This window comes from Rhodococcus sp. GA1 (assembly GCF_024321955.1).
Taxonomy (GTDB): Bacteria; Actinomycetota; Actinomycetes; order Mycobacteriales; family Mycobacteriaceae; genus Rhodococcus; species Rhodococcus pyridinivorans.
Map to the genome: position 1 here is coordinate 2073864 of NZ_CP097186.1, position 24945 is coordinate 2098808.

Genomic DNA, 24945 nt, shown 5'->3' on the forward strand with positions numbered 1-24945 from the left:
ACAGCCAGTGCCCGTCCCCGACCCGTCCACGGTCCGGTATCCCGGACCGTGGACGCATCGAGACATTCACGCCAACGGCATCCGCTTCCATGCCGTCGAAGCCGGTCCGCACGACCCGGACACACCTCTCGTGGTGTTCGTGCACGGCTTCGCCGACCTGTGGTGGTCGTGGCGTCACCAGCTCACCGCCTTCGCCGATCTCGGCTACCGGGCGGTCGCGGTGGACCTGCGTGGTTACGGCGACACGGACAAGCCGCCCCGCGGATACGACGGCTGGACGCTCTCGAACGACATCGCGGGACTGATCCGCGCGCTCGGGCACACCGAGGCGGTCCTCGTGGGCCATGCCGACGGGGGCCTCGTGTGCTGGGCGACCGCGGTGATCCATCCGCATGTCGTGCGGGCCATCGCGGTCGTCGACTCCCCGCACCCCATCTCGCTGCGCGACGCGACCCTGCGCGACCGCGCGCAACGCAAGGCTCTGGTGCCGACCTTCCTCGCCTACCAGCTGCCGTGGCGTCCCGAACGGAAGCTGGTTCGCGACAACGGCCTGGAGATCGAACGGCTGATGCGTGTGCGGTGCGGCCCGGACTGGCGACGCACCGACGAGTTCGCCGATGTCGTCGACCGGCTGCGCACCGCGATCCGCATCCCGGGCACGGCGCACCTGACCCTCGAATACCAGCGCTGGGCGTTCCGCAGCCAGTGGCGTCCCGACGGTCGCCGCTTCATGAAGGCCATGGACGTCGAGCTCACCCTGCCGATCCTGCAGCTGCACGGCGCGCTGGATCCCTACGTGCTCGCCGCGACCCTCCGACGCTGCGTGCGGCACGCCCCCGGACGGATCCTGAAATTCGTCGACGGGGCCGGCCACTACGCCCATCAGGAGAAACCCGAAGCGGTGACGGCGTTGCTCGCCGACTTCGTCCGCGGACTCGACTGACCTGCCCGTCTTCCGGACGGGCCGGCGTCAGACGATGCAGGCGCCGGTCGCGACCGGCTGATTCACTCCGGCCATCTCCAACTGCCGGCTCACCTCCGCACCGGTGAGAACGAAACCGGTGTCGGTGTCGTCGACCGCCGCGCCGAAGACCATCCCGAGGACGCTGCCGGACGGATCGACCAGCGGACCACCCGAGTTGCCCTGCCGGATCGTGCCGCGCACCGTGTACACCTCGCGTTCGACGGTGCCGCCGCGGTAGATGTCCGGGCCCTGCAGGTCGAGCGTCTCGCGGATGCGCGCCGCGCTCGCCGTGTACGGACCGCCGCCCGGGTAGCCGAGCACGATCGCGTCGTCACCCGACTCCGCCGGCTCCGAGGCGAACCCCAGCGGCTGCGCGGTCAGTCCCGGCACCGCGAGGATCGCGACGTCCACCTCCGGATCGAAGAGCACGACGGTCGCTTCGAGCGGGCCGCTCTCCGTATCCACGGTCACCGCCGCGGTTCCGGCCACGACGTGCGCGTTCGTCATCACCCGTTCAGGGGCCACGACGAAACCGGATCCTTCCAGTGCCTTCTGGCAGCTGGGTGCGACACCGTTGATGCGCAGCACGCTCGTCTGCAGCCGGGCCGGGACCGATCCTTCGAGGAGACCGCCGTCGGGTGCCTCCACCTCGGCGATCGGGGTACGCCCGAACGGCCCGATCACCTCGGGCAGACCCGAGGTGTCGAGCAACGCCGAGAACTCGTTGGGGATCGCACGCATCCAGTCGGGGGCGACGTCGTCGACGGTCCCGAGCACCTGGGATCCCCGCACGGCTGCGGAGACGGCGGGCTGGGTCGTGGCGGTCAGCGGGATGGCGAGCAGCCACGCGGCGACGAGCACCGCGACCGATTGCAGACCGGCACCGACGACGCTGTCGACCGCCCGCGCACCCGGACTGTGGATGCCGCTGCGCGCGGCACGTCCGAGCACCATGCCGGCCACCTCGCCGATCACCACCAGCACCACGATCAGAGCGATGCCGGCGAGGATGCGCATGCGCGCATCGTCGATGTGCACGAGCACGTGCGGGGCGATGAGGATGCCCGCGACCGCACCGAGCAGCACACCCAGGAAGGCCAGCGCCGAGGCGACGGCGCCCTGCCGGAGCCCGGAGGACGCGGCGATCAGGACGATCACCACGATGATCAGATCGATCCAGCCCGATCCGGTCATGATTCGACCACCCCCGTCTCCAGTTCGGCGAGTACGACGTCGAGATCACGGACGTCGTGGTGATCCCACTCGATCTCCCACCCCGATACCGCGAACAGACCCGCGAGCACACCCGCGGTGAAACCCCAGACCAGCATCCCGTCCACCTGGAAGGCCGGGCCCTGATAACCCAGACGGTGCCGGACCTGGAAACGGTTGTCGGGGTCGAGCAACTCGTGCAGCGACACCCGGACCACGCGGGTCGCCTCCTTCGGATCGACCACTCCGACCGGGCTCGGGGTCTCCCAGTAGGCGACCACGGGAGTCACGTCGAAGCCGGAAGGCGGGATGAACAGTTCGGGGAGCACGGCGAGCGGCCGGATCCCGGACGGATCCAGGCCGGTCTCCTCCTCCGCTTCACGAAGTGCGGTGTGGATGGCGCCGTAGTCCTCGGGATCGGCGGCGCCTCCGGGAAAGGCCACCTGCCCGCTGTGCTGCCGCAGCGTCGCGGCGCGCTGGGTGAGCAGGACGTCGGCGTCGGCGGGAAGTCCGCCGCGGGCCATCGGATCGGCCTCCGGCGACCCGCCGAACAACACCAGCACCGAGGCCTGCCGCACCCGCGCGACGCGCGGGGCGCGACGGTTCAGGATCGGGTTGAGACCGTGCGGGTCGGTCGGCGACACCGAGGCGACACGCCGGAGCCATTCGGGGATCATGCGGCCACCCCCAGATGCTCCTCGACGACCGAGGCGACCTCGTCGGCCGACCGGAACGGGATGGGGAGCACGGCGGCGACCGACCCGTCGGCGCGGAGCAGCACCGTCACGGGAAGGACGGCGGGCGCGCCGACCGCGGCCTGTACGCGACCCGAGCCGTCCTGCACACCCGGCAGGTGCACGTCGTAGTCGGCGAGCCTGCCGAGGGCGTTCGACTCGTTCGGGTCGGTGTGGACGGTGACGACGGTGACCTCCTCGCCCACCCGGGCGGCGTAGTCCTGGAGGACCGGCAGTTCCTCGGCGCAGGGAGCGCACCACCAGGCCCACAGGTTCACCACGGCGGGCTTTCCGGCGAGGGCGGCCGCGAGGTCGACGAAGGATCCGTCGCTCACGCACTCGAAGACCAGACCGGCGAGCGGACCGGCGGGAGCGGGCGTGGACCCGCCCGGCTGCGGGCACGGATCGAGTGCGGCGGTCTCCCGCAGCGGAGCGAGGGCCTGCGCGCCGTCCTGGGGCCGGCGGTCCACGGGTGCGGTCGAGGGTGCGGCCGGTCCCGGGCCGGTGGCCGGCGGAGGGTCGCTGCGGTCGCGCGGCCAGATGGCGACGATCAATGCGATGACGACGACGAGAGCTGCCAGGCTCCAGCGGCCTGCTGTGGAAGGACGCACTCCGTCACCGCCCGGCCAGCTCGAGCAGGTGCTCGGTCTCCGGTCCCTTCACCAGCGTGGCCGCGGTCTGCGGATCGGTGGGCCCGGTCCCGTAGGAGGGGCAGTCCTTCGCGAGGACACACACCCCGCATGCCGGCTTGCGTGCGTGGCACACGCGCCGACCGTGGAAGATCACGCGATGGGACAGCAGCGTCCATTCCTTGCGCTCGATGAGCACACCCACCGCGTGCTCGATCTTGACCGGGTCGGTCTCGTCGGTCCATTCCCAGCGACGCACGAGCCGCTGGAAGTGGGTGTCGACCGTGATACCCGGCACATCGAAGGCGTTACCGAGGATGACGTTGGCGGTCTTGCGGCCGATGCCGGGCAGCGCGACGAGATCCTTCAGCCGGGCCGGAACCTCGCCGTCGTGCCGCTCGAGCAGGGCCTGGCCGAGACCGATGAGCGAGTTGGCCTTGTTGCGGTAGAAGCCGGTCGAGCGGATGTACTCCTCGAGCTCGGCGCGGTCCGCCTCCGCGTACGCGCGGGCGTCGGGATACCGGGCGAACAGAGCGGGGGTCACCTGGTTGACCCGCACATCCGTGCACTGCGCCGACAGGATCGTGGCGACGGCGAGCTCGAGCGGATTCGTGAAGTCCAGTTCGCAGTAGACGTGCGGAAAAGCCTCGGCGAGGCGCCGGTTCATCCGTCGCGCGCGACGGACGAGGGCCAGTCGCGACTCCGGTCCGCGAGCCTTTCCGTTCACTCGGCGCGGGGCCGTCTCGGGGCTCTCGGACTGGGAGGCATGCACCTGATCCACTCTACGTAAACACTCTCCCCAAGATCCGGCCCCGTGTCTCTTCCGAGACCTTGCGGGTGTTTACTTCCGGGTATGCAAGCTCTTGCTGTCGTCCTCTTCCCGGTGCTGCTCATGTTGTTCGCACTGTCCATGGAACGTGTCGAAGCGCGCTTGAGCCGGTTGTCCGTCCGTGAGCAGGAAGTGGAAGAGTTCCTCGACAAAGCGGACCAGGCCGATGTCGCGGCACTCGCTCGTGAAGGTTTCCCCGGGGCTTTGGCCCGCTTCCAGCGTCGCCGCCGCCGCGGACCGAGCACCGACGGAGCGGACGATTCGGACGGTCATCTGCGCGCGCGCCGCGCCAGCTGAACGACTACTTGCCGGTAGCCTCGAGGTACCGATGATCGGGTTCGTCGATCGTTTCCGTGGTATCGGTCACTCACTCGTGCAGCGCGCACGATAGACTGGGCGCTCGTACGCCTGACAGGTGACCTGCCCAGGAAGTCCGTCGACGTGCAGACCCGGCAGTAGATGACGAATCATTCCCAAAAGGAGCGCACGTGGACGAGGTCCTGGCCAGAGCAGGCATCTTCCAAGGAGTCGAGCCCTCGGCGGTTGCGGCGCTGATCAAAGAGCTTCAGCCTGTAGATTTCCCGCGCGGCCATGTCATCTTCAACGAGGGTGAGCCCGGCGACCGGCTGTACATCATCGTTTCCGGCAAGGTGAAGCTCGGACGTCGTTCGCCCGACGGTCGCGAGAACCTCCTGACGATCATGGGCCCGTCCGACATGTTCGGCGAGCTGTCGATCTTCGACCCGGGTCCGCGCACCTCCACCGCCACCACCGTCACCGAGGTGCGAGCCGTGAGCATGGACCGCGATGCGCTCAAGGCGTGGATCGACCAGCGCCCCGAGATCGCCGAGCAGCTCCTCCGCGTGCTGGCCCGTCGTCTGCGTCGCACCAACAACAGCCTCGCCGACCTGATCTTCACCGACGTCCCCGGTCGTGTCGCCAAGGCACTGCTCCAGCTCGCCCAGCGTTTCGGCACCCAGGAGGCCGGCGCCCTGCGTGTCACGCACGACCTGACGCAGGAAGAGATCGCGCAGCTCGTCGGCGCGTCCCGCGAGACCGTGAACAAGGCCCTCGCCGACTTCGCGCACCGCGGCTGGCTGCGTCTCGAGGGCAAGAGCGTGCTGATCTCCGACTCGGAGCGTCTGGCGCGTCGCGCTCGCTGACCCACGCACATACGAAAGGCCGGGACGCTCGCCGCGTCCCGGCCTTTCGTATGTGCGTATCCCAGCCGTAGCTGCTTCGACCCAGCCGTCCGGCTGCTTCGACTCAACCGTGGCTGCGCAGGTACTCCAACTGCACGTTGACGGACTTCTCCGCCGCACCCCACAACGAGGGGTCGACGTCGGCGTAGACGTGCTCGACGACCTGCCGTGCGGTGGCTTCGGCGCCGAGGGTGCGCAGCGCACCGCGCACCTGCTCGAGCCGACCCTCCCGGTGCGCGAGGTACTCCCGCGCGATCGTCTCGAGGTCGGGCAGCTCGGGGCCGTGCCCGGGCAGCACCGTGTAGCCACCGCCGAGACCGATGAGCGACCTCAACGACCGCAGGTAGTCGCCGAGGTCGCCGTCGGAGTCGTCGAGCACGGTCGTGCCGCGGCCGAGGATGGTGTCGGCAGTGAGAACACTGCGGTCCTGCTCGATCACGAACGACAGCGAATCGGCGGTGTGCCCCGGGGTCGCGACGACCCGGATGCGCAGACCCGCCGCCTCGACGACGTCACCGCCGGACAGTTGCTGCCCACCGCCGTGGCGGTGTTCCGGCAGCACTGCGTGCACCGGGCATTCCGCGAGCTGCGAGAAACGCTCGGCACCCTCGGTGTGGTCGAAGTGGCGGTGACTGATGAGGGTCGCCGCCACCGGCACCTGCGCGATCCGCTCGAGATGGCCTTCGTCCAGGGGACCCGGATCGACCACGACGCACTCGTCGCTGCCGGGTGCCCGGAGGATCCAGGTGTTCGTTCCCTCGAGGGACATGATCGAGGGGTTCTCGGCCAGGATCACCGCGGCGTTCTCGGTGACCTGGCGCAGCTGCGCGTAGGCTGGGTGGACCAGCGCCATCACATGTGCCTCTCGTGTCGGATCCGTCGGGAGCCGCCTCCGATCGGGGAGGTGGCGTCAGCGTACTTCCACCATCAGCTCGACCTCGACGGGAGCGCCGAGGGGCAGTTCGGCGACGCCGACGGCCGAGCGGGCGTGCGCGCCGACCTCACCGAAGATCTCCCCGAGCAGTTCCGACGCGCCGTTGATGACGCCGGGCTGTCCGGTGAAGCCCTCGGCGGACGCCACGAAGCCGACGACCTTCACGACGCTCGCGATGTTGTCGAGTCCGACGAGACCGTCGACTGCGGCGAGCGCGTTGAGCGCGGCGGTGCGGGCCGCGGTCTTCGCCTCCTCCGCTGACACCTCGGCACCCACCTTGCCGGTGTGCGTCAGCTTCCCGTCGGCCAGCGGCAGCTGACCGGAGGTGTAGACGACGTCGCCATTGCGGACGGCGGGTACGTAGGCCGCCACCGGGGCGGCGACCGGCGGCAGGGTGATGCCGAGTTCGGTCAGGCGTTCGCTCCAGGTGTTGTGCGACACCGATCAGCCCTTCGGACGCTTGAGGTAGGCGACGTGCTGCTCACCGGTGGGGCCGGGCAGGACGGTGACGAGCTCCCAGCCGTCGGCACCCCACTGGTCGAGGATCTGCTTGGTCGCGTGCGTGAGCAGCGGCACGGTTGCGTATTCCCATGTGGTGGTTTCACTCATATCCTGACCTTATCCGGCACCGTTCACCGTCCACGACTTATAGGCTCGTGATCGTGGCATCTCCGACATCACATTCCGGCGAATGGCCGGCAGGCGCCGCCCAGGCGCGACTGCACTTCGTGTCCGGCAAGGGTGGCACCGGGAAGTCCACCGTGGCCGCGGCGCTCGCACTGGCGCTCGCCGCCGGAGGTCGCAAGGTTCTGCTCGTCGAGACCGAGGGACGTCAGGGCATTGCGCAGCTGTTCGACGTGCCGCCGCTCCCGCCGGTCGAGACGAAAATCGCGACCGCACCGGGTGGCGGTGAGGTCTCGGCTCTCGCGATCGACATCGAGGCGGCCTTCCTCGAATACCTCGACATGTTCTACAACCTCGGATTCGCAGGTCGCGCGATGCGACGGATGGGAGCGATCGAGTTCGTGACCACGCTCGCGCCGGGTCTGCGCGACGTCATCCTCACCGGCAAGATCAAGGAGACCGTGGTACGGACCGACGCGTCGGGCGCACCCGTCTACGACGCGGTCGTCGTCGACTCCCCGCCCACCGGCCGCATCGGCAGCTTCCTCGACGTCACCAAGGCCATGGCCGATCTCGCGAAGTCCGGTCCGATCCGGTCACAGAGCGAGGGTGTGGTCCGGCTGCTGCACTCCGACCAGACCGTCGTCCATCTGGTGACCCTGCTCGAGGCTCTGCCCGTGCAGGAGACGGCCGACGCGGTGGAGGAGCTCGAGGCCGCCGATCTCCGGATGGGGACGGTCATCGTCAACCGCACCGCTCCCGAGCACCTGCCCGAGGAACTCGTCGACGACGTCGCCGCCGGCCGCATCGCCGGGCCCGCGATCCGGACGACGCTGGAGAAGGTGTCCATCAAGCTCTCCGACGACGATTTCGCCGGCCTGCTGACCGAGACCATCGAGCACGCCGCGGTACTCCAGGCGCAACAGGTGAGCGCCGCTCAACTCGACGAAGTGAAGGTGGCACGCATGTCCCTACCGGCCCTCGCCGACGGTGTCGATCTCGGTGGCCTCTACGAACTCGCCGACGTTCTCGCCGAGCAGGGTGTCCGATGAACGCACCGATCCGGAAGGTCCTCGACGTCGCCCGCATCCTGGACGACCGCTCGTCCCGGGTGATCGTGTGCTGCGGGTCGGGAGGTGTCGGCAAGACGACCACCGCCGCGGCGCTCGCGTTGCGCGCGGCCGAGCGGGGCCGTAGCGTCGTGGTGCTCACGATCGACCCGGCGCGGCGACTGGCACAGGCCCTCGGGGTCGCCTCGCTCGACAATTCACCGCAGAAGGTGGAGCTCGGGCCGGAGGCGAAGGGCGAGCTGCACGCGATGATGCTCAACATGCGTCGCACCTTCGACGACATGGTGCTCGAGCACTCGACGCCGGAGAAGGCCCAGCAGATCCTCGACAACCCCTTCTATCAGACCGTGGCGTCGTCTTTCTCCGGCACGCAGGAGTACATGGCGATGGAGAAGCTCGGTCAGCTCGCGCAGAGCGACGAGTGGGATCTCATCATTGTCGACACTCCGCCGTCCCGGAACGCGCTCGACTTCCTCGACGCTCCCCAGCGGCTCGGGGCCTTCCTCGACGGGCGGATGATCCGGATCTTCACGGCACCCGGGCGTGGCTTCGGCCGCCTGGTGACCGGCGCGATGGGGCTCGCGCTCAAGGCGGTCTCGACGATCGTCGGGAGCCAGATGCTGTCGGATGCGTCGGCCTTCGTGCAGTCGCTGGACTCGATGTTCGGGGGCTTCCGCGAGCGCGCCAACCGCACCTACCGGTTGCTGCAGCAGCCGGGAACCCACTTCATGGTGGTCGCGGCACCCGAACCCGATGCCCTGCGCGAGGCGTCGTTCTTCGTCGAACGACTGTCGGGCGATCGCATGCCGCTGTCGGGCCTGGTGCTCAACCGCACCCATCCGACACTGTCGGCGTTGCCGTCCGATCACGCCCTCGCCGCGGCGGACCAGCTCGCCGAGGAGGAGGGCGTGGACGCGAAGGCCGCTGAGGCCGTTCTCCGCATCCACGCGCACCGGGCCGTGATCGCCAAGCGGGAGCTGCGGTTGCTACGCAACTTCACCGCGGCGAACCCTGCCGTCCCCGTGGTCGGGGTGCCCTCGCTGCCCTTCGAGGTCTCGGATCTCGAGGCGCTGCGGGCGGTGGGCGAGCAATTGACCCGCGAGGCGTGATGTCTCGCGGGTCATGATCTCGGCGGTTCGTGTACCGGTGAGGTGGTGACTAGACCGCGCTCTGGTGCTGTCTCTGCGCCTGGAAGAAATCGGCCCAGGACTCGACCTCGGGATGCTGCTTGAGGAGAGCACGACGCTGCCGCTCCGTCATGCCTCCCCACACGCCGAACTCGACACGGTTGTCGAGGGCGTCCGCCCCGCACTCGAGCATCACCGGGCAGTGCCGGCAGATCACCGCAGCCTTGCGCTGCGCTGCGCCACGCACGAACAGTTCATCTGGATCGACTTCGCGGCAGCGAGCCTTGGAGACCCAAGCGATACGCGCTTCGGCCTGGTCGACGTCGAGTCGGGTCGTCGGGGTGGTCATGTGCATTCAGTTGCCCCTTTACTTTCCGAACGCCGGTTCGCGGTGTTCGAGGTCTGCGCCGTCCGTGTGCCGCAACGGCGCAAAACCTGCCCGTCAAGGTGTTATCTGCGTCACACTGATGTCTCAATCTAGGTAAACTGATGCCCACGCGCAAGGCGAACGAAACCTTTTCTGGTACGCACGTACAAAGTCCCACGTCGGAGGCGTTTTCACCTCGCCCGTCGTGCCACGCCCGCTCCCTGGAAACGGCCGGCCGGTCCCTCGCCACGTAGTGTGTAGGCGTGTCGATCCGAAGAACGGTGGCGAAGCTCGCTGGTTGCACGGCCCTCGGCGGCGTTCTCGTAGCAGGGATGCTCTTCCCGGCCGCGGGTGGTTTCGGGTACGTCTCGAACCGAGCCGCGGACACCGTCGACAACAGTTCCGCAGAGCTCGTCGAAGGTGTCGTCCCAGCCGTGACGACCATGGTCGACAAGGCGGGCGAGCCGATCGCGTGGCTCTACGACCAGCGTCGCTTCGAGGTGCCCAGCGACCAGATCTCCAACGAGATGAAACTGGCGATCGTCTCGATCGAGGACAAGCGGTTCCCCGAGCACCAGGGCGTCGACTGGCAGGGCACCATCCGCGCGTTCCTCACCAACACCACGAGCGGTCAGGTCGAGCAGGGCGCCTCCACGATCGACCAGCAGTACGTCAAGAACTACCTGCTCCACGTGATCGCGAAGACCGACGCCGAACGCCGCGCGGCGATCGAGACGACGCCGGCCCGCAAGATCCGTGAGATCCGCATGGCGCTGACCCTCGACGATCAGCTCACCAAGGACGAGATCCTCACCCGCTATCTGAACCTCGTCCCCTTCGGCAACGGTTCGTTCGGTATCCAGGACGCCGCCCAGACCTACTTCGGCATCGACGCCAAGGACCTGAACATCCCGCAGGCCGCGATGCTCGCGGGCATGGTGCAGTCCAGCTCGGCGCTGAACCCGTACACCAATCCCGACGGCGTGCTCGCCCGTCGCAACATCGTGCTCGACACGATGATCGACAACATCCCGGAGCGCGCCGACGAGATCCGCGCCGCGAAGGAACTGCCGCTCGGCGTGCTGCCCGAGCCCAACACGCTCCCCCGCGGCTGCATCGCTGCCGACGACCGCGGTTACTTCTGCGAGTACGCGCTGCAGTATCTCGAGAACTCGGGCCTGTCGCGCGAGCAGATCGACCGGGGCGGATATCTCATCCGCACGACCCTCGACCCCGAGGTCCAGAACTCCGTCAAAGAGTCGCTCGACCGGTTCACCAGCCCCACCGTCGACGACGTGGCCTCGGTGATGAACGTGATCGAGCCGGGCCAGGATTCGCACAAGGTCCTCGCCATGGGGTCGAGCCGCAAGTTCGGTCTCGACGCCGAGGCCAAGGAGACGGTCCAGCCGCAGCCCTACTCGCTGGCCGGTCACGGCGCCGGGTCGATCTTCAAGATCTTCACCGTCGCCGCCGCCATGGAACAGGGTCTCGGCACCTCTGCCGTGCTCGACGTCCCGTCCCGCTACAACGCCCGCGGTCTGGGCGACGGCGGTGCCCGCGGCTGCCCGGCCAACTACTACTGCGTCGAGAACGCCGCGCCGTATCCGTCGCGACTGTCGGTGACCGACGCGCTGGCACAGTCACCGAACACGGCGTTCGTCAAGCTCATCGAGGCGACCGGCGTCGACGCGGTTGTCGACATGTCGGTGCGCCTGGGTCTGCGGTCGTACCTGCAGCCCCGCACCTCCGGCTTCGGCGACCAGTCGATGGCCGAGATGCAGAAGAACCAGCACCTCGGCTCGTACACGCTCGGCCCGACGTGGATCAACGCGCTGGAGCTGTCGAACGTCGCGGCAACCCTCGCCTCGCACGGCAAGTGGTGCCCGCCCAGCCCGATCGAGGGGGTGTTCGACCGCGAGGGCAAGCCCGTGCCGATCACGCAGCAGGCGTGCGAGCAGGCCGTCGAGCCCGGTCTGGCCGACACCCTGACGACGGCGATGAGCAAGGACACCGCCGCCGGCGGTACCGCTTCGGGTGCCGCGGGGTCGGTGGGCTGGAACCTGCCGGTCGCGGCGAAGACCGGTACTACCGAGTCGCACATGTCCTCGGCATTCCTCGGCTTCACCAACCGGTTCGCCGGCGTGGTCTACACCTACGGCGACTCCCCCACTCCCGGCCAGATCTGCTCGGGTCCGGTCCGCCCCTGCTACGACGGCAACCTCTTCGGCGGTACCGAACCGGCGCGGACATGGTTCTCAGCGATGCTGCCGGTGGCGAACAAGTTCGGCTCCATCGAACTGCCCGCCCCCGATCCCCGGTACGTCCGCGGCGCGGGCAACGCCCAGGTTCCGGACGTGACGGGCCTGTCGAAGGACCGCGCGGTCCAGCGACTGCAGGACGCCGGATTCTCGGTCTCGGAGGCGACGATCGCCGGTGAGGAACGCGCCGGAACGGTGACGGGTACGTCCCCGAGCGGCTCGGCCGTCCCGGGATCGACGGTCACGCTGTTCATCAGCGACGGATCGGTCCGCGTGGCTCCCACCACGAGCGCCACCCCGGCCCGCCCGCGCGACCGCGAGGTGCCCGACACGACCCGGCGGTCGACGCCCGCGCCCATCCCGGGACGGGAGCTCGAGCAGAGCGAGTCGAGTCCGCCGGCGGAGGAGGAGGAGTCCACTCCCACGACGACACCGAGCCGCCCCGACAACTGAGCCGCAGGGCTTCCACGGTCGGTTTACAGGCGTGAACGCACGGCTGCGGACAGGCGCTTGCCGTCGGCCTTGCCTGCCGCGATCTCGGTGGCGGCCTTCATCACCTGGCCCATGTTCTTCGGACCCGGCCGCGTGCCGAGTTCCTCCGCAACGCGCGCGAGGGCGGTGTCGACGACGTCGACTAGTTCGGCATCGGTGAGCGGGGTGGGCAGGTACTCGTCGATGATCCGCGCCTCGGCGTGCTCCTTGGCCGCGAGCTCTCCGCGTCCGTTCTCGGTGTAGACCTCGGCGGCCTCGCCGCGCTTCTTCGATTCCTTCGCGAGGACCTGGAGCACCTCGTCGTCGGACAGCTCACGCGCCTCCTTGCCGGACACCGTCTCGTTCCGGATCGCCGCGAGCAGCATCCTGAGGGTCTCGGTCCGCAGCTTGTCCTTGTCCTTCATCGCTGCGGTCAGGTCGGTCCGCAGCCTGGATTCGAGGGAGGATGTGGTGTCGCTCATGCCGGAAACGCTACGCGGGGCAGGCGAACCACGTGCGAGGACCACGCACGGCGGTACGCTGGAGAAGTGCCTGACCTGTCTGCAATTCGCCGCGTAACCCTCGGTGCTGCCGGCGCCGCCGCTCTCGGCCTCGGTTACGCCACGCTGATCGAACGGAACGCGTTCACCCTTCGCGAGGTCACGGTGCCGGTGCTCGCGCCCGGCGCGTCGACACTGCGGGTCCTGCACATCAGCGACCTGCACATGACTCCCAATCAGAAGCTGAAACAGAACTGGTTGCGCGAACTCGACGGCCTCGAGCCCGATCTCGTCGTGAACACGGGCGACAACCTGTCGCACCCGAAGGCCGTTCCGGCCGTCGTCCAGGCCCTCGGCGGACTCCTCGCCCGCCCGGGTCTGTTCGTCTTCGGGAGCAACGACTACTTCGCTCCCGTGCTGAAGAATCCGCTGGCCTACTTCGACAAGGACCACGACCGCGTCTACGGGCCTCCGCTCCCGTGGGGCGACCTGCGTGCGGCGTTCACCGAACGTGGCTGGCAGGACATGACGCACGTGCGCCGCGACATCGAGATCGGCGGCGTGCGCATCGCCGTCGGCGGTGTCGACGACCCGCATCTCGACCGCGACCGGTACGAGACGATCGCAGGTGCGGCCGATCCCTCGGCCGATCTGCGACTGGGCATGACTCACTCCCCCGAGCCGCGGGTGCTCGATCGCTTCGCCGAGGACGGCTACGACCTCGTTCTGGCGGGCCACACCCACGGCGGCCAGCTGTGCCTGCCGTTCTACGGCGCGCTGGTGACCAACTGCGGGATCGACCGGTCGCGGGTGAAGGGCGCGTCGCGCTGGGGTGCCCACATGCGACTGCACGTCTCCGCGGGTATCGGCACGTCGCCGTTCGCTCCCGCCCGGTTCCTCTGCCGTCCGGAGGCCACCCTGCTGACCCTCGTTCCGGCCTCGCGCGACACCGCGCAGCAGGCCAGCGGTGATTCGGCAGAGCGCGCCGGGTTACGTCGCTGACCAGCCGATTTAATCTTCTGCGGACTCGTGTTGTAAGCTGACCGAGGTTCAATACGGGGTGTGGCGCAGCTTGGTAGCGCGCTTCGTTCGGGACGAAGAGGTCGTGGGTTCGAATCCCGCCACCCCGACTCGTGGAAGAACTTGTCAGGGCACTTTCTCCTCACGGAGAAGGTGCCCTGACCGCATTCCGGGGCACCTTGTTCACCTCTCCGGAAAAGGACGTCCCCTCCCGTCACAAAAGATTCTCCAAGTCTGTTTTTAGGGATTAAAACAGACTTGAATACCCTAAACTGAAAGGCGGCACCGCACTCGCGAGACGCCTCGGCTCTGGTCGGGCGGGAACGGACTCGGCGGATGACGCGACGACACAGGGCCTCCCGGCAGGACGCACCGGAGAATTCCGGAGGTTCCACACTCACCAGACCACGCCCCCGGCGACGACGGTGGCTCGCCGTCCTCGTGCTCGTCGCGTGCGCGATCATCGCCGCGGGCCTTCCCGTCTACGTGGCCCCGCAGATCGAGATCGAGAACCTCAGCCCGTATCGCCGGGCGGACGCGATCTTCGTCCTCGGCGGTGCGATCTACGAGCGCTATCCCTACGCGCTCGAACTCGCACTCGAAGGCTTCGCACCCGAGGTCGTGGTGTCGAATCCCAACGGCGCGAAGGACGTCTGGCTGACGGACCTGTGCGACCACCCGCGCTACGAATTCCCCGTCACGTGCTTCGAACCGGACCCGCCGACCACGCGCGGTGAGGCCATGGAACTGCGTCGTCTCGCGGAACAGCGCGGCTGGAACAGCGTCATCGTCGTGACGTTCGTACCGCACGTCTCCCGCGCGCGCTTCATCCTCGACCGATGCTTCGACGGCGAACTCATCATGGCCTCCAGCCCGGCCGACATCGCCCTGTCGTACTGGGCATGGGCGTACGCCTATCAGACCGCCGGCTACATGCGGGCCTTCTCGCACACGGGGTGCTGAAGCGGAACGTCAGGGCAGCAACCGGTCGAGGAACCGGTTGCTGAACACCCGGTGCGGGTCGTACTGCTCGAAAGCCGCGAGCGCGGCGTCCCAACCCTGCCCGGACGGTAGGCCGGTGCGGTACATGGCCGGCACCGTCTCACCGAGGAAACCGGGGTCGCGGTAGCCGCCCTCGTCGTCGAACGCCCAACCCTTCGACCACTCGGACCGGAAGGTCGCGTAATCGCCCGAGTAGTGGGCGGCCATCCACTGCTCCATCTCGCGGAAGAAGGCCGGCATCCCGGCCGTTCCGGGGATGGAGACGACGTTCATCCAGATCGCGCTGTCCCAGTCGGGCCGGTCGGGGCGGGGACGCACCGGCGACAGGTCGGGCACACCGGCGGCGTCGACGAGCACCTCGTCGGCGTCGTCGACCTTGCACAGACGTACCTCGAACGGCATGTTCACGGGGTACTGCCCGAGCGAGGCGTAGTGCGTCATCCGCTCGTGCAGCCACGTCGTGAACTCGTTGATGACGCGGGCGATGTTGTCGCGTCTCGTCACGACGACACCGCCACCGGCGACCACGCGCAGGGTCGCGGCGCGCAGGTAGAACAGCAGGTCCTTGGACCAGCCCCACAGATCTTTCGTGCCGGTCGCTGCGAGTCCCGCTGCCACCGCACCGAACTGCGACGCACCGAAGGTCGGTGTGACGCCCTGGGCGCCACGCACGACCTGTCCCAGCAGGTCGGTGAGTTCCTCGGGCAGACTGTCCGAGAAGTAGTAGTTGTACGGATCCTGCACCTCGCGGGAGGCGGCGGGCTTCTCCGGGGAGACCGACCAGATCTTGAGCCAGGGTGTCTCGGTGAAGGGGAACCAGATCGCCTCGACCCGCCCGTGCTCCTCGACGTAGCGCTCGAAAGTGCGCCCCGGCGAGCCGGGCGGGGCGAACAGTTCGCGCCACGGGATGTCGGTGAAGCTCTGGCAGCGCACCCGGTAGTTCGCTCCGGCCTGCAGCGTCACCGAAGTGACGAAGGTGCGTCCGAGGTGGGCGAGCAGGGGTCTGATCTCCGGTTCGGCGCGGCGGAACTCGCGGAGTTCGTAGGCACCGGCCGACGGGTTCCACACCACGGCGGTCAGAGCCAGGACGAGATTGGACAGGGAGCCGAACGACTGGCCGGGGATCACCGTCTCCCCCGCCGCCGGGTAGGTGGCTCCGTGGGCACCGATCGACAGTGCCCCCGCGATGGAGATGTCGCCGATGGCGGGCGAGTTGGCCCAGCCCAGTCCGTTCGCTTCGAGCGTGGTGAGGATGGATTCGATGCTCGCGCCCCCTCCGGCCGTCACGCGCGGAGGTGCGGCGTCCGCGTCGACGACGACCTGGTTCAGCTGCGACATGGTGTCGACCAGCACGACGTTCTCGATGTCCTGCCCGGCCTCGAGGGTGAGCGGACTCCAGCTGTGCATCGATCCGCGGGGACGGATGCGGAAGCCGTGGGCGTGCGCCCAGTTCGCGAGGCGGACGACGTCGTCGGCGGTGCGCGCGGTCGCGGTCCACACCGCGTCGAACCGGATGGTCTTCGCCCAGTTGACGAACTGTTGCTGCGAGAGCGGGATGTCGGCCGGGAAGTCCGGCGGCGCCGGGATCGTGGCTGCCGGGTCGCCGAGCGGTACCGCACCCGCGAGCGTCCATCCCGTGCCTGCAAGGACGGCTGCTCCGGCGGCTGCTCCGAGAAGACCGCGACGGCTGAGGGTGGGACCAGAGGCTCGAGCGCTCACGAGGGCGGGTTCCGTTCTGTTCTGCGGGCGCGGACTCCGCGAAAATAGAACAAGTTCTCTCTATTCTCCAGTACCGCTACCGGTGTGCGGCACCCTCGCTCCAGAACGACAGACCCGACGCCTCCAACGTGCCGAGGATGTGTTCGGGAGCGCCGTCGACCGACCAGACCGCCATCGCGACCGCCGCCACGGTGAGGGCCGGACCGAGGATGCCGAGCTCGAACGGGCCACCCGCACGGATGGACAACGCCGACGGCAGCTTGATCTCCCACCAGCGCGACCCGCGCCAGGGCACGAACGGAGCGAGGAAGGGGATTCCCTCCTTGGTGATGGCGTCGCCGAGACAGTGCGTCGCGCATCCGAGGGCCACCGCGACCCCCAGGCCCGTCGACGCAACCTCCTGCGGGAACCACGTCCACGACAGGATCGACAGCACTGCCGCGCTCAGGGTGACGACCACCCACCCGCGCTTCTTCGCCCACGACCCGAACAACCCGCGCAGTGCGAGACCGAGAGTGACGAACAGGACCCCGATGATCGCTTCCCTGCCGAAGCTCGCGACGAGTGCCGAGACTCCGGCTCCGAGCAGTGCCGCGAACAGCGCGGTGTGCGTCATGGTGCGGTGCCCGCCGCGCCGCTTCCGGTCGCGGCTGCCCTTGGTGAGCGAGTAGTAGCCGAGCGAGACCGCGTCGATGCCCCTGGCGAAGGTCTGGCTCACGGGCCCGAACGACCTCGCGACCGTCGACTGTGCCGTGTCGAGATCCGGAAGCAGGGCCGCCCCCGAACACACCGCCGCGAAGGCGAAGGTCTCCGCGGTGGACGCGGGTGCACCCCAGTCGGTAGGAAGCAGATCTGCGACGACGAGCCCCACCAGCGCCCCGGATACTGCATGGGTAGGACCCATCACCATGTCGGACAACACCTTTCGACGAACGAGCGCGAACCCGACCCGGCGTGACGACGCCGGCCCCGGATCTCCAACCTAACAACCACAGCCGACACACCTGTCACACGCGTGTTCGAACAGCCGATATGCTCGGCAGACGCCGGCAGGGCCGCCCACCGGAGAGGTGGACGGCCCTGGCGTCTGTGCCGGATTCCTCGTTTGCGAGGAAGATGGAGTTGTCGTCGTCGGATGGAGGGAGAGCGACATGGACACCACGCTGATCGTGCTGGCGCTGGCAGCCCTGATCTACTGGTGGGGACTGCTCTGATCCCGCCGCATCTCCCCCGGTGACGGGTCAGGCTCCGGCGCGCACGCCCGCCTCGACCCGCTTGCCGAGCTCCTCGTCGACGTTGCGCCAGTACTCGAAGATCCGCTCGTAGAGCGCCTCCGAGGTACCGCCGAGGACGTGTCCGACGATGTTGTTCACGAGGCGTTCGCGCTCCGCGTCGTCCATCACGTCGCGGACGAGGGTGCCCGCCTGACCGAAATCGTCGTCCTCTGGGTGCTGCACGTAGCCCGCGCGCACGGCCTCGGTTCCGAAGTTCCACAGACCTTCGTCGCCGGCCCGCTCGGGATCGGCATGCGGACCACCGAAGCTGTTCGGTGCGTAGACCGGGGTCTGCGGATCGTTGAAGGTGAAGGCCATGTTGCCCTCCTTGCTGTAGGAGTCGACACGGGCGGCCTTCGCGGAGTTCACCGGCAGCTGTGCGTGGTTGACGCCGATGCGGTAGCGGTGGGCGTCGGCGTAGGAGAACACGCGGCCGAGCAGCATCTTGTCGGGCGAGAAACCGATGCCCGGCACGACGTTCGACGGGGCGAACGCGGCCTGCTCGATCTCTGCGAAGAAGTTGCGCGGGTTGCGGTTCAGGGTCATCGTGCCGACCTTGATCAACGGGTAGTCCTTTTGCGACCACACCTTGGTCAGGTCGAACGGGTTGAACCGGTAGTTCTCCGCCTCCGCGACCGGCATGATCTGCACGTGGAGCGTCCAGCTCGGGAACTCGCCACGCTCGATCGCCTTGTAGAGGTCGGCGCGGTGGTAGTCGGGATCCGAGCCGGCGAGGCGGTCGGCCTCGTCCTGGGTGAGGAACTCGATGCCCTGGTCGGTCTTGAAGTGGTATTTCACCCAGAAGCGCTCACCGTCGGCGTTGATCCATTGGTAGGTATGCGAACCGAAGCCGTCCATGTGGCGCCACGTGCGCGGCAGGCCACGGTCGCCCATCAGCCAGGTGACCTGGTGTGCGGTCTCGGGGCGCAGGGTCCAGAAGTCCCACTGCATCGTGTGGTCGCGCAGGCCGGAGCCGGGCAGGCGCTTCTGCGAGTGGATGAAGTCGGGGAACTTGATCGGGTCCTTGATGAAGAAGATCGGCGTGTTGTTGCCGACCAGGTCGTAGTTCCCGTCCTCGGTGTAGAACTTCAAAGCGAAACCGCGCGGGTCGCGCCAGGTGTCGGGGCTGCCCTGTTCACCGGCGACCGTCGAGAAGCGTGCCAGCATCTCGGTTTTCACGCCCGGCCGGAACAGCTTGGCCTTCGTGTAGGCGGAGACGTCCTCGGTGACGACGAGCTCACCGAACGCGCCGGCGCCCTTGGCGTGCACGACGCGCTCGGGCACCCGCTCGCGGTTGAAGTGCGCGAGCTTCTCGACCAGGTAGTGGTCGTGGAGCAGGATCGGCCCCTGGGTGCCCGCGGTGAGCGACTCGTTGTCGCTGGCGACGGGGATACCGACGTTGTTCGTGGTGTAACGGGCATTCGTCATGGTGACCTCCGTATACGGATGTTCCGGGTCTCGGGACACGAAGCCGGTGGTTCGGCCCGCGGAGGGGCCGGACCACCGGTGAAGCGAGTGGGCGCTAGTCGGCGCGGCAATCGGGGCACAGGCCCCAGAAGGTGACCTCTGCTTCGTCGATGACGAAGCCGTGGTCGTCGGACGGCGTCAGGCAGGGCGCGGCCCCGACCACGCAATCGATGTCGACGACCGTGCCGCATGCGCGGCACACGAGGTGGTGGTGGTTGTCGCCGATGCGGGTCTCGTACCGTGCGGGTGATCCGGCCGGTTCGATCCGGCGGAGCAACCCGTTCCCCACGCATGCCTTGAGTACGTCGTACACGGCCTGCGTCGACACCGAGCCGAGTTCGTCGCGCACGTGGGCGGCAATTCCGTCCGCATCGGAATGCGGATGCTCGGCAACGGTTCTCAGTACGGCAACGCGGGGAGCGGTCACCCGCAGACCCACGGAGCGCAGTTGCTCCTTGGGGTCGAAGTGATGCTCGTGTCCTTGTTGCATGACACCAAGTATGCCCCTTTTCTGGAATAAGTCAAGAAAAGGATCGGTGCGGTGCCCGTCACGCCCACTTCGGGTCTCCGATCGGATCAGGGGTCGGTGTGGTCGGCGCCCGCCGGCGCCCGGCGCGCCTCGGTCGTCTCTCCGCACGGCCGGATACTCACCGAGTGTCGAATCGGAAAGTGCGAGCTAGTCTTTCGTCAGGAAATCGGTCCGCACGTATCCCGGTTCGATCAGATTCACCCCGATACCGAGATCGGCGACCTCCGCGGCGAGCGCTTCCGTCAGGGCCTCGAGCGCGAACTTGCCCGCACTGTAGAGCCCCCGGCCCGGGAAGGTCGTGAGCCCCAGGATCGACGAGACGTTGACGATGTGCCCGCGACGGTTGCTCCTGAACACCGGAAACGCCGCCCCATCACGTTCAGCACCCCGAAGATCTGCACGTCGAACATCGCGTGTGCGTCGGCATCGGCGATCTCCTCGACGGCGGAGAGACCGGCTGACCTACATACGCGACACGACTCGCGACGCGCCCGTGGACATCCGTCCGGAGGTGATGACGATGCCGTGGTGGGTGCCGGGGCGAAGCCAGCGGCTCAGCGTCGGTCCCTCCGCCGCGACGGTCACCCGCGCGTAACGGAACTTCCCCCGCAGCCGGGCGGTGGCGCGTTCGACGGCGCCGCCGGGGATCGGCTGGGCGAAGGTCAGTCCACCTGCGATCGGCAGTTCCGGGCCCTTCGGCGCGGCCGAGGTGGCCACGCTCCATCGGGCGCCGGTCGCGGAGAAATCGCCGAGGACGTCGCCGTCGAACTTCGCGAGCACCTTCGGCAGCTTCCAGTGTTCGCGACCACCGTGCACCGACGGCTCGGAGTCGACGGCGATGAACGGCACCGCCATCGCCGGGATCAGGTCGCGGCGCAGCACCGGGCTGGCCAGCACCTCGCGGTACGGCCCGACCGGCGAGTCGAGGTAGTCGACCATCATCGCGAGGGTGATGGGCAGGGTCGCGCCGGTCGGCCCGTACTGGGAGGCGTCCGGGGTGCTGCGATGCCACCACAGGGTGGCCCGCACGGAGGCCGGCCATGGCGGTGGCGGCGAGACCGGATAGTCGGTGCGTTCGTCCTCGCTCTCAGGCACTGTCCAGAGCACGGGCGCTCTCCTTCCGAACGGGGGTGATGGGCAGTCGCAGCGCCGCCGGGGCCTCGACGGGCACGGCCGGACGCACGGGCTGCACGGGCTGCACGGGTTCGTAGGCCGACCCGAGCGGAGGCCGGTTGTCCTTCTCCCCCTTGTTCGGCCACAGCGCCAGCGCACGTTCGGCCTGCGCGGTGATCGTGAGGGACGGGTTCACGCCGAGGTTGGCGCTCACCGCGGAGCCGTCGACGACGTGCAGACCCTTGTGCCCGTAGACACGCAGGTACGGGTCGACGGTGCCGGTACGCGGCGAATCGCCGATCGCGCACCCGCCGAGGAAGTGCGCGGTCATCGGGATGTCGAACAGGTCGGCGATCGAACCACCGGCGTCGCCGTCGATCTTGTCGGCGACGCGGCGGACCGCTTCGTGGCCCACCGGAATCCACTCGGGCGGCGGAGTGCCCGGCCCCTGCTTGCTGGTCAGGCCCCGGCCGATCGGCGTGCGCCGGGTCGCGAGCTCGAGAGAGTTGTCGTCGGTCTGCATCACGAGAGCGATGACCGTGCGCTCGGACCAGTTCCGGACCGACAGCGAGCGGAGGAAGGCGGCGGGATTCTTCGCGGCGACACCGAAGAACTTCAGCAGTCGCGGCATCCGCGTGCCACCGTCGATGAGCAGCGCCTGGAGCAGACCGATCAGGTTGCTGCCCTTGCCGTACCGCACCGGTTCGATGTGGGTGTGGTCGTCCGGGTGGAAGGACGACGTGATGGCCACGCCCTTCGTGTAGTCGACGACGCGATCCTGCGCGGTCGCGGCGAGCACCGCCTCGGAGTTGGTGCGCACCACGGTGCCGAGGGCCGGAGACAGGTTCGGCAGGTCGCCGGTCTCGCGGCTCGCGAGCAGCAGGCGCGCCGTACCGTAGGTACCGGCCGCGATCACCACCTGGTCGGCGGTGAAGACCTTGCGGCGCTTCCTGATGCCGTTCGTGCTGCGGGTGTGGACCTCATACCCACCACCGGTACGGGGCACCACACGGGTCACCGTCGTGAGGGCGTGGATGTGCGCGCCGGCCTTCTCCGCGAGGTAGAGGTAGTTCTTGACGAGCGTGTTCTTCGCTCCCACACGGCAACCTGTCATGCAGCTGCCGCACTCCGTGCAGCCGGTGCGGTCGGGGCCGGCTCCACCGAAGAACGGGTCGGGCACCGTCCTGCCGGGCTCGTCGAAGAACACACCGACCGGGGTGGTCGTGTAGGTGTGGCCGACACCCATCTCGTCGGCGACCTGGCGCATCACCTCGTCCGCGGGCGTGATGCTGGGATTGGGGCGGACGCCGAGCATCCGTGCCGCCTGGTCGTAGTACGGCGTCAGTTCCGCTTCCCAATCGGTGATGTGACCCCACTGCGGGTCGCGGAAGAAGGGCGTCGGCGGCTTGTACAGGGTGTTGGCGTAGTTCAGCGACCCGCCGCCCACACCGGCTCCCGCCATGACGAGCACGTTGGGCAGCAGGTGCATGCGCTGCACCCCGTAGCATCCCACCTGCGGCGCCCACAGGTACTTGCGCAGCCGCCAGCTCGTCTCGGGCAGCTCGTCGTCCTCGAAACGCCGTCCGGCCTCGAGAACTCCTATTTTGTATCCCTTCTCGGTGGCGCGCAGTGCTGCGACGCTGCCGCCGAATCCGGATCCGATGACGAGGACGTCGTAATGGGTCATGCGCCCGCTCCTGCCGTCGCTCTGCTTCATGCGCCCGCTCCTGCCGTCGCTCGGTGTTCCGTGTAGCTCTCCGGGTCGAACTGCTTGGTCCGCGCCCGGTACTGCCACGTGAAGGTCGGCCACATCACGGAATTGCGGCCCTTCTCGTCGATGTACCAGCTGCTGCAGCCACCCTGGTTCCAGACCGTGTTGTTCAGCGCCGGGTCGAGATCGGCGGTGTAGCGGCGCACCGCGTCGTCGCGCACCTCCACGGCCGAGATGCCGTGACGCTCCATCGTGCGCAGCGCGTCGGAGATGTAGTTGGCCTGGGATTCGAGCATGTACACGATCGAGCTGTGGCCGAGATTGGTGTTGGGGCCGTACATGAGGAACAGATTGGGGAAGCCGGGCACGGTGATGCCGAGATAGGCCGAGGGGCTGCCGTCCCAGGTCTCGGCGAGGGTGCGGCCGTCGCCACCGCGGATATGGTGCGCGACCGGCGGTTCCGTCGGCGTGAAACCGGTACCGAAGACGATGGTGTCGACCGGGTACTCGGTGCCCTTGTCGTCGACGACACCGTTCTCGGTGACCGCTGCCAGACCGGAGGACACCACGTCCACCTTCGGGCGGGTGATGGCCGGGAACCAGTCGTTGGACAACAGGATCCGCTTGCAGGTGATCGCGAAATCGGGGGTCAGGCGCTTGCGCAGCTCAGGATCGCGCACGTTCTTGCGCAGCACCTGGCGTGCCCGGACCTCGAACAGCGGCAGGAGGTACTTGCGGGCGAAGGGCTTCGTCATGCCGACGACGTAGATCTCCCTCTGCCCGTACACGAATCCGCGCATGAGCTTCTGGGCCAGGGAGAAGCGCCGGTAGAGCGTGCGGACCGACCGCGCGATGACGTGGTCGTGCTTGGGCATCACCCAGGAGGCGGTGCGCTGGAACAGCGTGAGATGTTCGACGCGGTCGACGATCGCCGGCACGAACTGGATGGCCGACGCGCCGGTACCGATGACGGCGACACGCTCACCCGTGAGGTCGTGGTCGTGATCCCACTCGGCCGAATGGAACTTCTTGCCGCGGAACAACTCCAGGCCGGAAACCTTCGGATAGGTGGGTGTGGAGAGGGCGCCGGTCGCGGCGACGAGCACGTCGGCCGTCAGGTCGCCACGGGAGGTGGAGATCCGCCACACGGCACGCTCGGCGTCCCACTGCGCCGCGCGCAGTTCGCACCCGAACATCGTCCGGTCGGTCACGCCCTGCTCACGTGCAACACGGCGGAGGTACGCGTAGATCTCTTCCTGGGTGCCGTACGCTCGCGACCAGTCGGGTTCGGGCGCGAAGGAGAACGAGTACAGCGCGCTCGGAACATCGCATGCGGCACCGGGATAGGTGTTCACGCGCCAGGTTCCGCCGACGTCGTCACCGCGCTCGAGGACGAGGACGTCGGCGTCGGGGTTCTCGCGCAACAGCGTTGCGGTCATACCGATGCCACCGAAGCCCGCGCCGACGACGAGCGTGTGCACGTGATCGGGAAGCAGTGCGAGACTCATTTCATCACCAGCGCCTTCCAGACCGGGAGCAGGCGCTCCCGGAATTCTCGATCGGATTCGGGGGTACGCATCAGGGCCGAGACGGCGAAGCCCCGGGCGATTTCGATGCTGAGGTCGATGTGGTCGGGCGAGACCCGGTCGCCCATGATCTCCAGGCAACCCGTGCGGAGCGCGTCCGACACCTTGCGTTCGAGCGGGATCATCGCCTCGTGCAGGGACGGATCGGTCCGCGCCGCGACCCACAGTTCGAGCGCTGCGGCGAAGAGCGGGCCGGAGAAGGCATCCATGAGCGTTTCGAAGCCGTGCTCCGGATCGGGTCGTGTCTCGAGGATCTCCTGCAGCCGCCTGTCGACGAGGTGCCCGACCGCCGCGACGACAAGGCTCTCCTTCGTCGGGAAGTGGTGGAGCTGGGCGCCTCGCGAGACTCCGGCACGTTTGGCGATGCCCTGCGTGCTGGTTCCCGAATAGCCATGCTCGACGAGCGAGTCGACCGCGGCGTCGAGCAGCTTGGCTCGCGTCGCGGCTGTGCGTTGCGCCTGGGTGCGACCACCGTTCGGCGCAGTGTCCTGGATCACGCATCGCAGCGTAACGGGAAAACAACAAACAGTCCAGACTGCTTGTAAATATTTCTCGGGTATACCGGATCAGGCCCGAAACGCGACGGAGCGGGTGGACCCGAAG

Annotated in this window: 27 protein-coding genes and 1 tRNA gene; 10 read left to right on the forward strand and 18 right to left on the reverse strand. The window is 68.2% G+C overall.

Annotated features, from left to right (window positions below; genetic code table 11):
• Window positions 1-7 precede the first annotated feature (7 nt).
• Complete coding sequence (locus M3330_RS09710) at window positions 8-943, forward strand: alpha/beta fold hydrolase (RefSeq protein ID WP_024102813.1); 936 nt, start codon at window positions 8-10, stop codon at window positions 941-943.
• Window positions 944-970: 27 nt separating this feature from the next.
• Here M3330_RS09710 and M3330_RS09715 read toward each other — a convergent pair whose 3' ends face one another.
• Genes M3330_RS09715 through nth form a run of 4 tightly spaced genes read right to left on the reverse strand, consistent with a single transcriptional unit; the run spans window position 971 to window position 4320 of the window.
• On the reverse strand, window positions 971-2158 hold the full coding sequence (locus M3330_RS09715; protein WP_255028573.1) for a MarP family serine protease: 1188 nt from the start codon (window positions 2156-2158) through the stop codon (window positions 971-973).
• Window positions 2155-2853 carry a CoA pyrophosphatase gene (locus M3330_RS09720; RefSeq protein ID WP_039586635.1) on the reverse strand — a complete coding sequence of 233 codons (699 nt, stop codon included), beginning with the start codon at window positions 2851-2853 and terminating at the stop codon, window positions 2155-2157. Before M3330_RS09720 ends, M3330_RS09715 begins: the two co-directional genes overlap by 4 nt.
• Entirely contained in the window at window positions 2850-3521 is a 672-nt protein-coding gene (locus tag M3330_RS09725; RefSeq protein ID WP_255028574.1) for a TlpA disulfide reductase family protein, read from the reverse strand. Before M3330_RS09725 ends, M3330_RS09720 begins: the two co-directional genes overlap by 4 nt.
• Before the next feature lie 4 nt (window positions 3522-3525).
• Window positions 3526-4320: an endonuclease III gene (gene nth / locus M3330_RS09730; RefSeq protein WP_006552424.1), complete on the reverse strand. Its 795-nt coding sequence runs from the start codon at window positions 4318-4320 to the stop codon at window positions 3526-3528.
• A gap of 72 nt (window positions 4321-4392) precedes the next feature.
• On the opposite strand from nth, the gene M3330_RS09735 reads away from it, so the two are divergent.
• Both M3330_RS09735 and M3330_RS09740 read left to right on the forward strand, forming a co-directional pair.
• Window positions 4393-4665 carry a hypothetical protein gene (locus tag M3330_RS09735; protein ID WP_033097906.1) on the forward strand — a complete coding sequence of 91 codons (273 nt, stop codon included), beginning with the start codon at window positions 4393-4395 and terminating at the stop codon, window positions 4663-4665.
• 191 nt (window positions 4666-4856) lie between these two features.
• A complete protein-coding gene (locus M3330_RS09740; RefSeq protein ID WP_006552426.1) occupies window positions 4857-5531 on the forward strand; it encodes a Crp/Fnr family transcriptional regulator in 675 nt (224 codons plus the stop codon).
• Between the two features lie 103 nt (window positions 5532-5634).
• Here the strand turns inward: M3330_RS09740 and M3330_RS09745 are convergent, their stop codons facing one another.
• Genes M3330_RS09745 through M3330_RS09755 form a run of 3 tightly spaced genes read right to left on the reverse strand, consistent with a single transcriptional unit; the run spans window position 5635 to window position 7113 of the window.
• Window positions 5635-6423 carry an MBL fold metallo-hydrolase gene (locus M3330_RS09745; RefSeq protein WP_019290225.1) on the reverse strand — a complete coding sequence of 263 codons (789 nt, stop codon included), beginning with the start codon at window positions 6421-6423 and terminating at the stop codon, window positions 5635-5637.
• Between the two features lie 57 nt (window positions 6424-6480).
• Entirely contained in the window at window positions 6481-6945 is a 465-nt protein-coding gene (locus M3330_RS09750) for a RidA family protein (RefSeq protein WP_006552428.1), read from the reverse strand.
• A 3-nt stretch (window positions 6946-6948) separates the two neighbouring features.
• Window positions 6949-7113 carry a DUF4177 domain-containing protein gene (locus tag M3330_RS09755; protein ID WP_006552429.1) on the reverse strand — a complete coding sequence of 55 codons (165 nt, stop codon included), beginning with the start codon at window positions 7111-7113 and terminating at the stop codon, window positions 6949-6951.
• A 53-nt stretch (window positions 7114-7166) separates the two neighbouring features.
• On the opposite strand from M3330_RS09755, the gene M3330_RS09760 reads away from it, so the two are divergent.
• A complete protein-coding gene (locus M3330_RS09760; RefSeq protein ID WP_037217256.1) occupies window positions 7167-8180 on the forward strand; it encodes an ArsA-related P-loop ATPase in 1014 nt (337 codons plus the stop codon).
• Window positions 8177-9307: an ArsA family ATPase gene (locus M3330_RS09765; RefSeq protein WP_006552431.1), complete on the forward strand. Its 1131-nt coding sequence runs from the start codon at window positions 8177-8179 to the stop codon at window positions 9305-9307. Before M3330_RS09760 ends, M3330_RS09765 begins: the two co-directional genes overlap by 4 nt.
• 49 nt (window positions 9308-9356) lie before the next feature.
• On the opposite strand, the gene M3330_RS09770 is transcribed toward M3330_RS09765, so the two are convergent.
• A complete protein-coding gene (locus tag M3330_RS09770) occupies window positions 9357-9680 on the reverse strand; it encodes a WhiB family transcriptional regulator (RefSeq protein WP_006552432.1) in 324 nt (107 codons plus the stop codon).
• Between the two features lie 293 nt (window positions 9681-9973).
• Between M3330_RS09770 and M3330_RS09775 the strand changes: the two genes are divergently transcribed.
• Window positions 9974-12403, forward strand: a complete 2430-nt coding sequence (locus M3330_RS09775) for a transglycosylase domain-containing protein (protein ID WP_303627230.1) — start codon at window positions 9974-9976, stop codon at window positions 12401-12403.
• A 23-nt stretch (window positions 12404-12426) separates the two neighbouring features.
• On the opposite strand, the gene M3330_RS09780 is transcribed toward M3330_RS09775, so the two are convergent.
• Complete coding sequence (locus M3330_RS09780; RefSeq protein ID WP_255028587.1) at window positions 12427-12903, reverse strand: GatB/YqeY domain-containing protein; 477 nt, start codon at window positions 12901-12903, stop codon at window positions 12427-12429.
• Between the two features lie 66 nt (window positions 12904-12969).
• Between M3330_RS09780 and M3330_RS24435 the strand changes: the two genes are divergently transcribed.
• The 3 genes from M3330_RS24435 to M3330_RS09795 all read left to right on the forward strand — a co-directional run bounded on the left by M3330_RS24435 (window position 12970) and on the right by M3330_RS09795 (window position 14904).
• Window positions 12970-13923, forward strand: a complete 954-nt coding sequence (locus M3330_RS24435; protein WP_064852438.1) for a metallophosphoesterase — start codon at window positions 12970-12972, stop codon at window positions 13921-13923.
• A 54-nt stretch (window positions 13924-13977) separates the two neighbouring features.
• Window positions 13978-14051, forward strand: a tRNA-Pro gene (locus tag M3330_RS09790).
• 331 nt (window positions 14052-14382) lie between these two features.
• Complete coding sequence (locus M3330_RS09795; protein ID WP_006552436.1) at window positions 14383-14904, forward strand: YdcF family protein; 522 nt, start codon at window positions 14383-14385, stop codon at window positions 14902-14904.
• Window positions 14905-14913: 9 nt separating this feature from the next.
• Here M3330_RS09795 and M3330_RS09800 read toward each other — a convergent pair whose 3' ends face one another.
• Together M3330_RS09800 and M3330_RS09805 are read right to left on the reverse strand one after the other, a co-directional pair.
• On the reverse strand, window positions 14914-16662 hold the full coding sequence (locus M3330_RS09800; RefSeq protein WP_255028589.1) for a cholesterol oxidase substrate-binding domain-containing protein: 1749 nt from the start codon (window positions 16660-16662) through the stop codon (window positions 14914-14916).
• A 76-nt stretch (window positions 16663-16738) separates the two neighbouring features.
• Window positions 16739-17572 carry a metal-dependent hydrolase gene (locus M3330_RS09805; protein ID WP_024102807.1) on the reverse strand — a complete coding sequence of 278 codons (834 nt, stop codon included), beginning with the start codon at window positions 17570-17572 and terminating at the stop codon, window positions 16739-16741.
• Window positions 17573-17732: 160 nt separating this feature from the next.
• On the opposite strand from M3330_RS09805, the gene M3330_RS09810 reads away from it, so the two are divergent.
• Window positions 17733-17876, forward strand: coding sequence for a hypothetical protein (locus M3330_RS09810; RefSeq protein WP_019290230.1), 144 nt, complete (start codon window positions 17733-17735; stop codon window positions 17874-17876).
• 27 nt (window positions 17877-17903) lie between these two features.
• Here M3330_RS09810 and M3330_RS09815 read toward each other — a convergent pair whose 3' ends face one another.
• The 7 genes from M3330_RS09815 to M3330_RS09845 form a co-directional block, all read right to left on the reverse strand.
• Entirely contained in the window at window positions 17904-19364 is a 1461-nt protein-coding gene (locus tag M3330_RS09815) for a catalase (RefSeq protein ID WP_019290231.1), read from the reverse strand.
• Between the two features lie 94 nt (window positions 19365-19458).
• On the reverse strand, window positions 19459-19893 hold the full coding sequence (locus M3330_RS09820; RefSeq protein ID WP_024102806.1) for a Fur family transcriptional regulator: 435 nt from the start codon (window positions 19891-19893) through the stop codon (window positions 19459-19461).
• Window positions 19894-20079: 186 nt separating this feature from the next.
• Window positions 20080-20289, reverse strand: coding sequence for an SDR family NAD(P)-dependent oxidoreductase (locus M3330_RS09825; protein ID WP_255028600.1), 210 nt, complete (start codon window positions 20287-20289; stop codon window positions 20080-20082).
• 105 nt (window positions 20290-20394) lie between these two features.
• Window positions 20395-21027 (reverse strand): hypothetical protein, encoded by a 633-nt coding sequence (locus M3330_RS09830; RefSeq protein ID WP_024102804.1) that lies wholly within the window; start codon window positions 21025-21027, stop codon window positions 20395-20397.
• Window positions 21020-22732 carry an FAD-dependent oxidoreductase gene (locus M3330_RS09835; protein ID WP_064256730.1) on the reverse strand — a complete coding sequence of 571 codons (1713 nt, stop codon included), beginning with the start codon at window positions 22730-22732 and terminating at the stop codon, window positions 21020-21022. Before M3330_RS09835 ends, M3330_RS09830 begins: the two co-directional genes overlap by 8 nt.
• A gap of 26 nt (window positions 22733-22758) precedes the next feature.
• Window positions 22759-24264: an NAD(P)/FAD-dependent oxidoreductase gene (locus tag M3330_RS09840; protein WP_024102802.1), complete on the reverse strand. Its 1506-nt coding sequence runs from the start codon at window positions 24262-24264 to the stop codon at window positions 22759-22761.
• A complete protein-coding gene (locus M3330_RS09845) occupies window positions 24261-24839 on the reverse strand; it encodes a TetR/AcrR family transcriptional regulator (protein WP_064061142.1) in 579 nt (192 codons plus the stop codon). Before M3330_RS09845 ends, M3330_RS09840 begins: the two co-directional genes overlap by 4 nt.
• Window positions 24840-24945: the final 106 nt, after the last annotated feature.

What these genes read in the sequence shown, in the direction of transcription:
- M3330_RS09815 (WP_019290231.1), bottom strand. Translation starts at nt 19,364, where the DNA reads ATGACGAATGCCCGTTACACCACGAACAACGTCGGTATCCCCGTCGCC.
- M3330_RS09805 (WP_024102807.1), bottom strand. Translation starts at nt 17,572, where the DNA reads ATGGTGATGGGTCCTACCCATGCAGTATCCGGGGCGCTGGTGGGGCTC.
- M3330_RS09820 (WP_024102806.1), bottom strand. Translation starts at nt 19,893, where the DNA reads ATGCAACAAGGACACGAGCATCACTTCGACCCCAAGGAGCAACTGCGC.
- M3330_RS09755 (WP_006552429.1), bottom strand. Translation starts at nt 7,113, where the DNA reads ATGAGTGAAACCACCACATGGGAATACGCAACCGTGCCGCTGCTCACG.
- M3330_RS09835 (WP_064256730.1), bottom strand. Translation starts at nt 22,732, where the DNA reads ATGACCCATTACGACGTCCTCGTCATCGGATCCGGATTCGGCGGCAGC.
- M3330_RS09840 (WP_024102802.1), bottom strand. Translation starts at nt 24,264, where the DNA reads ATGAGTCTCGCACTGCTTCCCGATCACGTGCACACGCTCGTCGTCGGC.
- M3330_RS09745 (WP_019290225.1), bottom strand. Translation starts at nt 6,423, where the DNA reads ATGGCGCTGGTCCACCCAGCCTACGCGCAGCTGCGCCAGGTCACCGAG.
- M3330_RS09780 (WP_255028587.1), bottom strand. Translation starts at nt 12,903, where the DNA reads ATGAGCGACACCACATCCTCCCTCGAATCCAGGCTGCGGACCGACCTG.
- M3330_RS09770 (WP_006552432.1), bottom strand. Translation starts at nt 9,680, where the DNA reads ATGCACATGACCACCCCGACGACCCGACTCGACGTCGACCAGGCCGAA.
- M3330_RS09715 (WP_255028573.1), bottom strand. Translation starts at nt 2,158, where the DNA reads ATGACCGGATCGGGCTGGATCGATCTGATCATCGTGGTGATCGTCCTG.
- M3330_RS09765 (WP_006552431.1), top strand. Translation starts at nt 8,177, where the DNA reads ATGAACGCACCGATCCGGAAGGTCCTCGACGTCGCCCGCATCCTGGAC.
- M3330_RS09735 (WP_033097906.1), top strand. Translation starts at nt 4,393, where the DNA reads ATGCAAGCTCTTGCTGTCGTCCTCTTCCCGGTGCTGCTCATGTTGTTC.
- M3330_RS09720 (WP_039586635.1), bottom strand. Translation starts at nt 2,853, where the DNA reads ATGATCCCCGAATGGCTCCGGCGTGTCGCCTCGGTGTCGCCGACCGAC.